Raw genomic sequence first — 12966 nt, 5'->3', positions numbered from 1 at the left:
TATGAGTGACAAGACAGGGGTCGCGATCGTCGGCTCCGGCAACATCGGCACCGACCTGATGTTCAAGATCATCCGCGGGTCGACCACGCTCGAGGTCGCGGTGATGGTCGGCATCGATCCCGCCTCGGACGGCCTCGCCCGTGCTGGTCGTCTCGGCATCGCGACGACGTCCGACGGTGTCGCCGGGCTCATGGCCATGCCAGAGTTCGCCGGGGTGGAGATCGTGCTCGACGCGACGAGCGCCGGTGCGCACATCGCGAACGCCAAACTGCTCGAGGGCTCTGGAGTGCGCCTCATCGACCTCACGCCGGCCGCGATCGGGCCGATGGTGATCCCACCGGTGAACTTCGCCGACCACCTCGATGCGCCGAACATCAACATGGTCACCTGCGGCGGACAGGCCACGATCCCGATCGTGGCCGCCATCTCGAGGGTCACGCCGGTGCCGTACGCGGAGATCGTCGCGTCGGTGTCCTCGAAGTCGGCTGGTCCGGGAACGCGGGCGAACATCGACGAGTTCACGGAGACCACGGCGCACGCGATCGAGGCCGTCGGCGGGGCGTCCCGGGGGAAGGCGATCATCATCCTGAACCCTGCTGAGCCGCCGCTCATCATGCGCGACACGGTGTTCGCCCTCGTCGGTGATGCCGATCATGCGGCGATCGAGGCGTCGATCCAGGCGATGGCGGCCGAGGTCGCCGAGTACGTGCCCGGCTACCGACTCGTGCAGCAGGTGCAGTTCACCCCGGTGACCCGCGACGAGGTCGCGACGCTGCTGCCTGACGGCACGGGTGCGGTCGACACCAAGGTGTCGGTGTTCCTCGAGGTCGAGGGCGCCGCCCACTATCTGCCCGCGTACGCCGGCAACCTCGACATCATGACCTCGGCGGCCATGCGGGTCGCTGAAGGCATCGCCGCACGCACCGTGAAGGGAGCGGCGTGATGTCGCAGAAGATCTACGTGCAGGACGTGACCCTGCGGGATGGCATGCACGCGCTGCGTCACCGCATCACCCCCGCGAACGTCGGCCGCATCGCCGCGGCGCTCGACGCCGCCGGGGTGTCCGCGATCGAGGTCAGCCATGGCGACGGTCTCGCGGGCGCGAGCCTGAACTACGGACCGGGCTCGAACACCGACTGGGAGTGGATCAGCGCGATCGTCGACAACGTGAAGAACGCGGTCGTCACCACCCTGCTGCTGCCGGGCGTCGGCACCATCGCCGAACTGCGCAAGGCCTACGACCTCGGCGTGCGCTCGGTGCGCGTCGCGACGCACTGCACCGAGGCCGACGTCTCGGCCCAGCACATCGCCGAAGCCCGCAACCTCGGCATGGACGTCTCTGGCTTCCTCATGATGGCCCACATGCTCGAGCCGGCCGAGCTCGCCGCCCAGGCGAAGCTCATGGAGTCGTACGGCGCGCACTGCGTGTACATCACCGATTCGTCCGGCCGGCTCACGACCGATGACGTGCGCGAACGCGTCCGCGCCTACCGCGACGTGCTCGACCCCGCAACGCAGGTCGGCATCCATTCGCACGAGAACCTCTCGCTCTCGGTCGCGAACTCCGTCGCCGCCGTCGAGGAGGGCGCCTTCCGCGTCGACGCCTCGCTCGCCGGCCACGGTGCAGCCGCCGGCAACACGCCGATCGAGCCGTTCGTCGCGGTCGCGCAGCTGCGCGGCTGGGAGACGGGATGCGACCTGTTCGCCCTCGAGGACGCCGCCGACGATCTCGTGCGCCCGCTGCAGGATCGGCCAGTGCGGGTCGATCGCGAGACGCTCACCATCGGCTTCGCCGGCGTCTACGGATCGTTCCTGCGCCACGCCGAGAACGCCGCCGCCCAGTACGGCGTCGACGCCCGCGACATCCTCATCGAAGCCGGCGCGCGCAAGCTCGTCGGCGGCCAGGAGGACATGCTCATCGACATCGCCATCACCCTCGCCGCGCAGCGGTCCTGAAGGAGCACGCCATGACCCGCCCCGGCTACGACCCAGGCCCCCGCATCGCGCACGCGGGCAGCATCGACCTCGGAACCCCCGACCTGCAGAAATCGCTCTGGTTCTTCCGAGACCTGCTCGGCATGGAGGTCGTCGCCGAGACCGACGGCGTCGCCTATCTCCGCGGCTACCAGGAGCTCGCGCACCACTCGCTCGTCTTGACGCAGCAGGAGACCGCCGCCGTCAACGCGTACTCGTTCCGCACCCAGCGCCCGCAGGACGTCGAGCTGTTCCGCGACGAACTGCTCGCGAGCGACATCGAGGTGCTCGAACTGCCGGCCGGCCTCGAGACCGGCCGCGGCACGGCCATCCGATTCCTCACTCCCTTCAGCGAGCATCCGTTCGAGTTCTACTACGACATCGAGAAGCCGCTCGCGCCCGAGGGGCTGCGCTCACGGCTCGCGTCGAACAGTTCGACCCGTCGAGGGCTCGGCGCCCGCCGTATCGACCACTTCAACATCCAGACCAGCCCGGGCACGATGAACCAGGCCGAGCAGTGGTTGCAGGACTTCATGGGGCTCAAGCGCCGGGAGTACATCATGATGCCCGACCACCCGACGACGCTCATGGCATCGTGGATGTCGGTGACCTCGCAGATGCACGACGTCGCGATCGGGGTGAACCGCGACGAGAAGACCGCGCAGATGCACCACGTCGCGTTCAACCTCGAGAACTACCACGACATGCTCACGGCGGCCGATCAGATCCGCGACCTCGATGTCTCGTGGGGAGTCGGCCCCGGCAAGCACGGTGTCGGTCAGGCGATGTACCTCTACCTCCACGACCCGGGCTCCGATCACCGTGTCGAGCTCTACTCGGGCGGGTACCACGTCTACGATCCCGACTGGGAGGCGATCCTCTGGCAGCCGAAGGACGTGCCGCACGGCATGACCTGGTACGGCGAGGCTATTGACATCACACCGGGCAGCCGGGGCCGCGGCACGACCCCCTCGGCCGGGCTGCAACGCTGATGCCGCTGTCGGAGCCGCGACGATGGGAGCAGTCCTTCGATCGTGCTGCTCGCGGCTCGCGGGCACTGGGGTGATGGGGGCCTCAGCGTGCCCGCAGCTCGTCGACAAGCCGGATGAGTTCGGCCGCCCAGATCTCTCCCTTCTCTCGTGTGAACCGCACGATCGGCAGGGAGATGCTGATCGCTGCGCGCTGCCCGTTCAGATCGCATGTCGCGATCGCCATGGCCGCGATTCCCGGTTCGCTCTCCTCGAAATTCCAGCCGATGCGGGTGTCGCGCACGTCGTCAATCTGTTCGTGCAGCGCTGCAAGGTCCACGGTGATGCGACGCCCACGTGGGCCGGCCATCGCCATCTTGTACCTTGCGTCGATCTCGTCGTCCGTCAGCTCCGCCAGAAGCACCTTGCCCGCGGACGTGCGGTGGGCGGGGAGCCACACCCCCACTCTCGAACCGAAGCGAAGAAAGTGCGAGGTTGCTTCGATGCCGTCGAGATGCTGGATCTGAGTCCCTGCCAAAGTGGCGATGTGCACTGTCTCATCGGTGCGTTCGAAGAGCTGCTCGAGAGCGGGCCGCAGCTGCATGACGAGGGACGGTTGGGGATACGCCGCGTGATCGACGCGGAGCACAGGACCGATCTCGTAGCGCTTGCGCTTCCCTCGCACGACGAATCCCTGCACCGCCAAGGTGCCCAGCAGCCTGTAGGCGGTCGACGGGTTGACGTCGAGTGCAGAGGCTGCCTCCGTCACACTGATCGATCCCTCGTCGAGGACGAGTTTCACCAGGGTGAGCGCGCGCTCCACGGATTGCACCGGCTCAAATTTGCGTATCACGCAAGGAAGCATAGTTGCATTTGCTCATGACGCGCGTAGTGTCGCATTTGGCGTCGTGCGGAGGTATGGCGCCCCACGACTGGACGCGATGGAGCGGCGGGATCAGACCCCTGACCGGAGCGCCGAATACACGGGCAGGGGTCGCTATGTCAACGACGAACTCGGAGTCGATCACCGCGGTAATGAGTGGGGGTGGTCGCCCGGCGAACAGCCGCCGTGAGATCAGGATCGTCGAGACGTCGCTGCGCGACGGGCATCAGAGCCTCTGGGCGACTCGGATGCGGACCGATCACATCATCGCCATGGCCGACAACTACGACGCCGCTGGGTTCGAGCAGGTGGATCTGGTCGCGCCGATTCAGTTCGACGTCGCCGTGCGCTATCTCAAGGAGAACCCGTGGGAGCGGGTCCGGCTTGCGCATGAGCACATGCCGAACACGAAGCTCCGAGCGCTCGTCCGGTCGCGCAACATCGCGGCATTCGACTTTCTCCCCGACGACGTCATCATGGCGTGGGTTGAGCGTCTACACGCGAACGGCTTCCGCGTGATCGGCTCCTTCGACGGTCTCAACGACATGGGCAACATCATCCCGGGCCTCATCCGAGCGAAGGAGCTGGGTGCGTCCACTTTCGGTGCGGTCTCGTTCTCGGAAAGCCCCGTGCACACCGACGAGCTCTTCGTAGCCAGGGCGCGTGAGCTTATCGAGAAGGCGGATGTCGACGCGATCATGCTCAAGGATGCAGCGGGACTGCTCACACCCGACCGTGTCCGCACGCTTGTGCCGGCGCTAAAGGAGGTGATGGGTGACCGAGTGCTCGAGGTCCACACCCACTCTCTGACGGGGTTGGCCCCGCTCGTGTACCTCGAAGCGGTCGAGCTCGGTGCCGACCAGATTCACACTTCCACGTGGCCGCTCGCCACGGGAAATGCGCAACCCTCGACACAGAACCTCGTCCGCGACCTGCGTGCGCTGGGGTACCAGGTCAACGTCGACCTGGACCGGGTGGACGGCATCAGCGAGCAGCTGGTGACCATCGCCCAAACGGAGGGAAAGCCGCTGGGCGCTCCGGTCGAGTACAACGGACTCCACTACATGCACCAGATCCCCGGCGGAATGCTCGCGAACTTCCGGTCGCAGCTCGAGACCGCGGGACTGTCAGACCGCTACCACGATCTCCTGACAGAGGTTGCACGAGTGCGTAGCGAACTCGCCTACCCCATCATGATCACACCGTTCGCCCAGTTCGTTGGAGTCCAGGCGGTCATGAATGTGATCACAGGCGACCGCTACTCGGTCGTCCCCAATGAAATTAAGAAGTACGCCCTCGGCTATTTCGGCAAGCTCCTCACGGACATCGAGCCAGGCGTCCTCGAAAAGATCATCCGTAACGGGTCTGCGAACATCGCCCTCGAGCCGCCAGCGCTGATCCCGCCCATGCTCGACGATCTCGTCGCCCAGCACCCGGACGAGGACATCGACACGGTCCTGCTCCGCGCCATGTTCGCGGGATCCCAGGTGGACGAGATGCTGGCGACCGCAGCCTCCGGAGGAAACCCCGACGAGGTCCCGCGTCCGATCCTCGACCTCATCCGCTCGCTCGCCGCTTCGAGCGGCCCGGGACGCCGCACGCTCAACGCCGGAGATATCCGCATCAGCATCGACAAGGGAGTAAAGGATGTCGCTTAACCCGCCAGACCTCAAAGAACTGAAGGCCATCATCGACTGGGCCAACCTGAGCGAAGACGTGCGTGAGCTGTCGCTGAAGTACGGTGACGTAGAGCTCTTCATCAGTCGCAACCACTCCTCTGCGCCCGCCGTCGCAAGCCCGCCCGCAGTTGCGGCCCCCCTGGCACCGGCACCGTCCGAACCCGTTGCAGCCGCGGCTCCGCCCGCACTCAGTCCCGTCGCGCCGGCCCCGAGCCCAGTGGCACCTCAGAACGTCGCGGGCGGCGAGACGGCGCTTGCCGACGGCGACGTCGTGGTGAAGGCGCCTATGGTCGGGACGTTCTACGCCGCGTCGAAGCCGGGAGCTCCGGCCTTCGTCGAAGTTGGCGCCCGCGTTGCGGTGGGCGACGTCCTGTGCATCGTCGAGGTTATGAAGCTCATGAACAACCTTGAGGCGTCGATCGCGGGTGTCGTCACCAGTATCTTCGTCGAGAACAACCAAACCGTCGAGTACGGCCAGCCGCTCATGGTGGTCCGTCCTGATGCCTGAGCCGCTGTCGAGCGTTCTCATCGCTAACCGCGGCGAGATCGCCCTGCGAGTTATCAGGGCCTGCCAGGAGCTCGGTATCCGAAGCGTGCTCGCTTACTCCGAGGGCGATCAGGACTCTCTGCCGGTGAAGCTCGCCGATCAGGCCGTATGCATCGGTCCCGCCCAAGTGAATTTGAGCTATCGGAACGCCCAGGCGATCGTCGGGGCAGCCCTCGCGCTCAAGGTGGACGCCATCCATCCCGGCTACGGCTTCCTTTCGGAGAATGCCGACTTCGCCGCCCTGTGCGAACGCGAAGGAATCCGCTTCGTCGGACCATCGTCGGACGTCATCCGGCGCATGGGCGACAAGATCGAGGCAAAGGAGATCGCCCGTCGCGCCGGAGTTCCCACCGTGCCCGGTTCGCTCGGCGCTGTCTCCGAGCACGCCGAGGCGCTCGAAGTCGCACGCGACGTCGGCTTCCCACTCCTCATCAAGGCTGCCGCGGGAGGAGGCGGCCGCGGAATGAGAGTGGTGGAGACGATCCAGACGCTGGAGCAGGACCTCTCGGAGATCATGTCGGAGGCCGAGATGGCTTTCGGAGACCCGTCGGTCTACATCGAGCGCTACCTCACAGACATCCGCCACATCGAGGTGCAGGTCGTGTCTGACGGGGAGACTGTGCTTCACCTCGGTGAGCGGGACTGCACGGCGCAGCGGCGCAATCAGAAGCTCATCGAGGAATCGCCGTCGCCCGTGCTCGATGCTGAGCTCCGCTCGGGACTCACAGCGGCGGCCGTCGCGCTGTGCCGCGAGGTCGGCTACAGAAACGCCGGCACGGTCGAGTTCGTCTTCGACAACATCGACCGGAAGTACTACTTCATCGAAATGAACACCCGCATCCAGGTGGAGCACCCGGTCACCGAGATGGTGACCGGCATCGACCTCATCAAACTGCAGCTGCGAATCGCGGGCGGAGAACCGCTCTCATTGACACAGAACGACATCGCGCTGCGGGGCCATGCGATCGAGTGTCGCATCAATGCGGAGGATCCCATGCGCGCCTTCGCACCTGAACCCGGAGTCATCACGCGGTTCCGCGCCCCCGGTGGGTTCGGTGTGAGGATCGACACCCACGTCGAGACCGGCTACACGATCCCGCCGTTCTACGACTCGATGATCGGCAAACTCATCTGCTGGGGTTCCGACCGCGAGGAGGCGATCGCGCGCACTCTTCGCGCCCTCCGTGAGCTACAGATCGACGGAATCACCACGACTGCGGAGTTCCACCAGGAGATCCTGCAGAGCAAAGGGTTCCGCAGCGGCCACTTCAACACCGCTTTCGTCGCCGCCCTCATAGCGGGTCGGAGCGAGGCCGCGATTCTGACCACCTCGACCACCAACTGACAAGGAGCGTTCGCAGTGTCGTCTCTCTCCATCCCCGCCCGCCGCCCCGTCCTGGCGGATCTCATCACACGTCCCCAGAGCCGTCGCTACGCTTTCGCTGTCGACGGGGGGCTCGTGTTCGCGGGCGTTGCCTTTGTCGCGCTCCTCGCCAAGGTGTCGTTCTTCATCGGTCCGATTCCGATCTCCGGTCAAACTCTCGGCGTCATCGTTGTGGGCGCGGCGCTCGGTGCGAAGCGGGCCGCCGCATCCCTGACGACCTACATGCTGATCGGACTGGCAGGCGCTCCCGTCTTCGCTGGCCCGGCAGCCGGACCCGCCTATGTGCTCATGCCGTCCTTCGGCTTCATCATCGGGTTCATCGCGGCCGCGTTCGTGGCCGGCTGGTTCGCCGAGCACGCCTGGGATCGCAACCCGGCGCTGGCGTTCGTCGGCTTCGCCGGCGCTTCCATCGTGCCGTTTCTGATCGGCGTGCCGTACACCGCGATGATCCTCGGGCTCGTGCTCGGGCAGGATGTCGCGCTCGCCGGGGTGCTCGACGCGGCGGTGTGGCCGTTCATCCTGCCGGGCCTCATCAAGGCCGCTGCCGCCGCTTTGCTGGTCCCGGGAGCCTGGCTGCTCGTGCGGGCGGTGGACCGCACAAAGGCGTGATGCGAAACGGTGCGGTGAGTCGGTGTGGCGACCTCGTCGGAGCAGCGGGCCGTAGGCGACACGCCCTCAAATGTGCTTCCGTCGCAGGATTCGCGTCCGCCCCTCGACACGCGCGCGTAGGCCCCTCCGTGAGCCCGCGGCAGCGCGCGTGAGCCGAACGGCCCAAGGGCCGAAGTCGACTTGCTATCGGAAGGTTCAACCATGATCGACAAGACCACGCTGGACACCCTCACGGCCGTCGGCGACATCGCCGACGGCGCGAGCATTATGGTCGGCGGGTTCGGGAGAGCGGGACAGCCCGTGCAGCTCATCGACGCGCTGATCGAACAGGGCGCAAGCGATCTGACGGTCATCAGCAACAACGCAGGCAACGGGGACGAGGGGCTCGCAAGGCTCATCCAGCTCGGGCGCGTCCGGAAGGTCATCTGCTCGTTCCCCCGCCAAAGCGATTCGTGGCATTTCGATGCCGCTTACCGGGCGGGCGCATTAGAGATGGAACTCGTTCCACAGGGCAATCTCGCGGAGCGCATCCGCGCAGCGGGTGCCGGGATCCCTGCGTTCTACACGGCGACCGGCGCGGGCACCGATCTCTACCGTGACGCGGAAACGAGGGTCTTCGGCGACCGCGAGTATGTGCTCGTGCCGGCGCTGGGCGCCGACGTTGCGCTCGTCCAGGGCTTCCGCGGCGATCGCCTCGGAAACGTCGTCTTCCGCAAGACCAGTCGGAACTTTGGGCCGGCGATGGCGATGGCGGCCAAACGTACGATCGTGCAGGTCGACGAGATCGTCGAACCTGGCGGACTCGATCCCGAGGCCATCGCTCTTCCGGGCATCTTCGTCGACGTCGTGGTGCCGGTCGGATGGCGTCCCTGGACGCCCCACGGCACGTTCGTGGGAGGGCTCGTGGACGTCAACGGTCGAGCGGTCAATCAGACGGCCTCGGTCGAGGGGGAGGACCGCTGATGGCGACCCGGATCAGTCGTGCGGACCTTGCGGCGCGACTCGCGCGAGACATTCCCGACGGCGCTTACGTCAATCTCGGTATTGGGGTTCCCACGCTCGTGGCCGATCACCTGCCGGAGGGAAAGCAAATCATCCTCCACACCGAGAACGGGATGCTGATGATGGGGCCCAGACCGGGGCCGGGTGAGATTGATCCAGACCTCATCAACGCCGGGAAGTGGGCCGTGACGGAGTTGCCCGGTGCCGCCTACTTCGCGCAGCACGATTCGTTTGCGATGATGCGCGGCGGACATCTAGACGTTTGCGTGTTGGGCGCCTTCGAGGTCAGCGAGCACGGTGACCTCGCGAATTGGTCGGCTGGCGGGCCGGACTCCATCCCTGCCGTCGGCGGGGCAATGGACCTCGCCAGCGGCGCGAAGGACATCTTCGTGATGACGGATCTCATTACGAGGGACGGTCGGTCGAAACTCGTCAACGAGTGCGCGCTACCTCTCACCGGCAGGCGATGCGTCAGCCGTGTGTATAGCGATCACGCAATCTTCGCGGTCACGCCAGACGGGTTCGCCGTCATCGAGACGTTCGGTGACACCACCGTGGCCGAGTTGAGGCAGCTCACCGGTCTCGCCCTGATCGATAGGACCCAGCCATGACCGCCTCCTTCGTCTATGACGCCGTGCGCACGCCCTTTGGTCGCGCGGGTGGGGCGCTCGCGAGCGTGCGACCAGACGATCTGGCCGCCGTTGTAATGAAGGCGATTGTTGAGCGCACCGGCGTCGACCCCGGGAGGATCCAGGACGTGGTGTTCGGAGACGCGAACCAGGCTGGCGAGGACAACCGCAACGTCGCACGTTTCGGCGCGCTGCTCGCGGGACTGCCGACGACGGTGACGGGCGTGACCGTCAATCGGCTGTGCGCTTCTTCGATGGAGGCCGTCTTTCAGGCATCGCGCGCAGTGGAATCCGGCGACGCGGACATCGTGCTCGCCGGTGGCGTCGAGTCCATGAGCCGCGCGCCGTTCGTCGTGGAGAAGGCGCCGAAAGGCTGGCCATCGACCGGAAACGGGACGCTTTGGAACACGTCGATCGGGTGGCGCATGGTCAACCCCGCGTTCCCGAAGGCCTGGACGATCTCCAACGGGGAGTCCGCCCAGAAGGTCGCCGACGGGCTCGGGCTCACGCGCGAGGCTCAGGACGAGTTTGCCGTCCGGTCGCACCGCCGTGCCGCAAAAGCGTGGGCCGACGGCTTTTATGAAGCGGAGATCGTGCAGGTGCCGGGCGCCGAACTTCCACGGGATGAGGGCATCCGTGACGATACGTCCGTCGAGGCGCTCGCCCGGTTGAAGCCGCTTTTTGGTGGCGGTCTCACCGTGACCGCCGGCAATTCGTCCGGTATTAACGATGGTGCCTCCGCGCTGCTTATTGGCGCCGAAGGCGCGATCGACGCTGAGCCGCTCGCGAGGATCGCGGGGCGCGCGACGCACGGCGTCGACCCAGACGTGTTTCCCCTCGCTCCTATCGAGGCGGCGAACAAGGCCCTCGCCAAGGCCGGTAAGACGTGGGAAGACGTCGATCTCGTCGAACTTAATGAGGCCTTTGCGGCGCAGTGCCTCGCTGACCTCGCGCAATGGCCTATAGATCCGCAGAAGCTCAACGTCCATGGCGGCGCGCTCGCGATCGGTCACCCACTTGGCGCGTCAGGCGGACGTGTCATCGGTCACGCCGTCCACGAACTCGCACGCAGGGGAGGCGGCGTCGCTGTCGCCGCACTGTGCGTCGGCGTTGGCCAGGGTCTGGCCGTAGTACTGGAGCGGTAGACGATCGAGGCTTCACCCATGCATATGAGAGGTGGGAGCGGACAGGGCCCTACCCAGTGAAGCCGCACGACGAGGCGGCGATCCTCAGCGCGGCGAACAGCCGCACGGGATGGTCGAGGATCTCGTCGTTGCGGGCGCCTGACGTCGTCCCCATCCGTTAGAGCAAGAGGAGGGCTCCTCTCTCAATGGAAAGGCCGGGCAATCCGGTCGTGAAAGCGAACGAGGCAGTCGGCTTGCCGCAGCGACCCTTTAGCTGGCTATCCGTCTGCAGCTGCGCCTGTAAAAGTAGACCACGGCGACCTCGCTGACACACCGGAGAGCAGCCGGTCCGAGGGTCGGTGTGTTTGTCAACGCAATGTCGGCGTCGCCGTCAACGCCCCCCTCGGCCCCGTCGTCAGGTGACCCCCAAGTGACCCCGAGCATCCTGAGGCGCACGTGCAGTGCGTACAGCCCGATACTCCGGAGTGCGAGATGAGCGACATGAGGATTGTGAGCAACTCCAGATGAATAGGAAGAAATGACGGCAGTTGCACCGTGAACAGTCCTCGAGCGCCGGCTCCGGGAACGCGCCAAGGCACCCTGCTAAGGTGGAGTCCCCTTACGGGGACCGAGGGTTCGAATCCCTCCGTCTCCGCGAGATAAAGCCCTGGTGAGCGTATTTTTCCTGATTGGAAAGACCGCCGCCATGGGCAACCGGGGGCGGCGGATTCGATCTCAGGTGACCCCCCAGGTGACCCCGGGAGAGCACCACCCTGCATGGCTTCGGAAGGGTGGCGTCCTCCTGCTGAAAACACCCTCTGAGCCGCGCCTTTGAGTAGCGCTTGAGCGCGAGTGACCCCCAGGTGACCCCGCAGGGAGTACCAACTCATCCTTCAGCGGCCAAGGGCAAGGGGGAGAGGGCGGGCGACGCGGCAGGAGACAGTACCGGCTTCGATGACGGCTCCGTTGAACGTGAGTCGGTGGACGTTCTCCTGATCGAGGTGCCACACGGGGAAGGAAGGTGCTGGCGGTCCTGGTCGAGGATGCGTCGCAGGATGGCCCGGATCACGTGCGGATCAGTATCGACGCGTTGGAACCGGGGCACCACGCTCGACTCGAGCCAACGCCACCGGTCGTCGTAGTTGGTGATGAGCGGGCACAGTCGTCCGTCGAGGCCGCGTGGGTTCTTGCGAAGGAGGGTGTAGACGAAGAACGATGTGAAGAACTTGATGGCCCGGCCCAGTCCACGCGAATCGAACGTCGTCGTCGACCCGATTGAGACGACCCGGGCGTACCTGCCGGAGAGGCGATCGAAGTGGGGTTGCACGACGAAGCGCTGCTCGTGCTCGAGAAGGAGGAGAGTGCCCTTCCAGATAAGAGCCTGTGCTCTTACTCGAGCCGCAGGCGACGCTGTTGCGTTCTCCAGTACCCGGCGGCCCTGGTCAAGTGCTTCGAATCCGGCCAGTACAGGCGCATAGTGACGCTCGTTCCGCAGCAGGGCGCGGAGCAGTTGGATCCCGTCCTCCGAGGTGACGTACGCGAGGTGGACCCAGAACAGATCGTCAAAGATGTCGTTGTTCGTCGCCCGGAGGGTATTCACGTCCGTCGTGAGCACCCGACATCTCTTCATGATGCGCATGTGACCATATGTGCCTCCGAGGGCGGTCTCGATGTGTAGCGGAACAAGGGCGACGCGGACGTGGTGCGAAGCGATCGCGGCCATCCCCGCCCACTTGAAGGAACTGGGCAGAGCCATGTAGGCCCAGGCGTAGTACGACGAGATCTGTCGGTTGCGGTCAACAGCACAGCGTTCGTCCACCAAGAGCCGTTCGGCCAAGGCCCTCCAGCCGGCGACCGTGCGAGGAGGGCCCTGCCGCTGGATCTGATCGAGTACCAGAAGAAGCCGACCGCCGCCGAAGTCTCCCTCCGCCATCGACCTGACGTTCTTCACGGGTATGGTTCCGGTCGGCTCGGGGCCGCGCGCCTCCTCAGGAACCCTCGGCGGCTCGTACCGGGGCAGGGGGGATGAGCGGCGTACCCTCACTGATTGAGAAAAGCTGAACCCGGCCATCGCCTGGTACCTCGGATTATGCTGCGACTGCCGCAGGTGTGGTAGCGCGCTCTACCCGAATTCGTCATGTGTGTCTCCCGACCGTGATGAAGGTGA

General features: G+C 65.7%; 12 protein-coding genes. 10 read left to right on the top strand and 2 right to left on the bottom strand.

Translation table 11 applies throughout. From position 1 onward, the window contains the following. Window position 1: 1 nt before the first annotated feature. The 3 genes from AC4FS2_RS13375 to AC4FS2_RS13365 are packed head-to-tail and all read left to right on the top strand — an operon-like array spanning window position 2 to window position 2966. Window positions 2-943 carry an acetaldehyde dehydrogenase (acetylating) gene (locus AC4FS2_RS13375; RefSeq protein WP_491156207.1) on the top strand — a complete coding sequence of 314 codons (942 nt, stop codon included), beginning with the start codon at window positions 2-4 and terminating at the stop codon, window positions 941-943. Beyond that, the gene (dmpG, locus tag AC4FS2_RS13370) at window positions 943-1956 is read left to right on the top strand and encodes a 4-hydroxy-2-oxovalerate aldolase (protein WP_491156208.1); all 1014 of its coding nucleotides are present in this window, start codon (window positions 943-945) and stop codon (window positions 1954-1956) included. Before AC4FS2_RS13375 ends, dmpG begins: the two co-directional genes overlap by 1 nt. Window positions 1957-1967: 11 nt before the next feature. Continuing rightward, complete coding sequence (locus AC4FS2_RS13365; protein WP_491156209.1) at window positions 1968-2966, top strand: VOC family protein; 999 nt, start codon at window positions 1968-1970, stop codon at window positions 2964-2966. 82 nt (window positions 2967-3048) lie between these two features. On the opposite strand, the gene AC4FS2_RS13360 is transcribed toward AC4FS2_RS13365, so the two are convergent. Then, complete coding sequence (locus AC4FS2_RS13360) at window positions 3049-3795, bottom strand: IclR family transcriptional regulator (protein ID WP_491156211.1); 747 nt, start codon at window positions 3793-3795, stop codon at window positions 3049-3051. A gap of 146 nt (window positions 3796-3941) precedes the next feature. Here AC4FS2_RS13360 and AC4FS2_RS13355 point away from each other — a divergent pair, with 146 nt between their 5' ends. The 7 genes from AC4FS2_RS13355 (at window position 3942) to AC4FS2_RS13325 (ending at window position 10820) form a co-directional block, all read left to right on the top strand. Beyond that, complete coding sequence (locus AC4FS2_RS13355) at window positions 3942-5483, top strand: pyruvate carboxylase subunit B (protein ID WP_491156212.1); 1542 nt, start codon at window positions 3942-3944, stop codon at window positions 5481-5483. Beyond that, window positions 5473-6012 carry an acetyl-CoA carboxylase biotin carboxyl carrier protein gene (gene accB / locus AC4FS2_RS13350; RefSeq protein ID WP_491156214.1) on the top strand — a complete coding sequence of 180 codons (540 nt, stop codon included), beginning with the start codon at window positions 5473-5475 and terminating at the stop codon, window positions 6010-6012. Before AC4FS2_RS13355 ends, accB begins: the two co-directional genes overlap by 11 nt. After that, window positions 6005-7396, top strand: a complete 1392-nt coding sequence (gene accC, locus AC4FS2_RS13345) for an acetyl-CoA carboxylase biotin carboxylase subunit (protein WP_491156216.1) — start codon at window positions 6005-6007, stop codon at window positions 7394-7396. The genes accB and accC overlap by 8 nt, the downstream gene beginning before the upstream one ends. A gap of 15 nt (window positions 7397-7411) precedes the next feature. Beyond that, entirely contained in the window at window positions 7412-8044 is a 633-nt protein-coding gene (locus AC4FS2_RS13340) for a biotin transporter BioY (protein ID WP_491156218.1), read from the top strand. A gap of 201 nt (window positions 8045-8245) precedes the next feature. Beyond that, window positions 8246-9007: a 3-oxoacid CoA-transferase subunit A gene (locus AC4FS2_RS13335; RefSeq protein ID WP_491156219.1), complete on the top strand. Its 762-nt coding sequence runs from the start codon at window positions 8246-8248 to the stop codon at window positions 9005-9007. After that, the gene (locus AC4FS2_RS13330; protein ID WP_491156220.1) at window positions 9007-9657 is read left to right on the top strand and encodes a 3-oxoacid CoA-transferase subunit B; all 651 of its coding nucleotides are present in this window, start codon (window positions 9007-9009) and stop codon (window positions 9655-9657) included. Before AC4FS2_RS13335 ends, AC4FS2_RS13330 begins: the two co-directional genes overlap by 1 nt. Next, window positions 9654-10820: a thiolase family protein gene (locus AC4FS2_RS13325; protein ID WP_491156222.1), complete on the top strand. Its 1167-nt coding sequence runs from the start codon at window positions 9654-9656 to the stop codon at window positions 10818-10820. The genes AC4FS2_RS13330 and AC4FS2_RS13325 overlap by 4 nt, the downstream gene beginning before the upstream one ends. Window positions 10821-11685: 865 nt before the next feature. Here the strand turns inward: AC4FS2_RS13325 and AC4FS2_RS13320 are convergent. Beyond that, window positions 11686-12732 carry a DUF2515 family protein gene (locus AC4FS2_RS13320; protein WP_491177587.1) on the bottom strand — a complete coding sequence of 349 codons (1047 nt, stop codon included), beginning with the start codon at window positions 12730-12732 and terminating at the stop codon, window positions 11686-11688. Between the last annotated feature and the right edge of the window lie 234 nt (window positions 12733-12966).

The sequence above is a fragment of the Microbacterium sp. Z10_103 genome (assembly GCF_058310455.1).
This window is presented reverse-complemented; position numbering and strand designations above follow the sequence as displayed.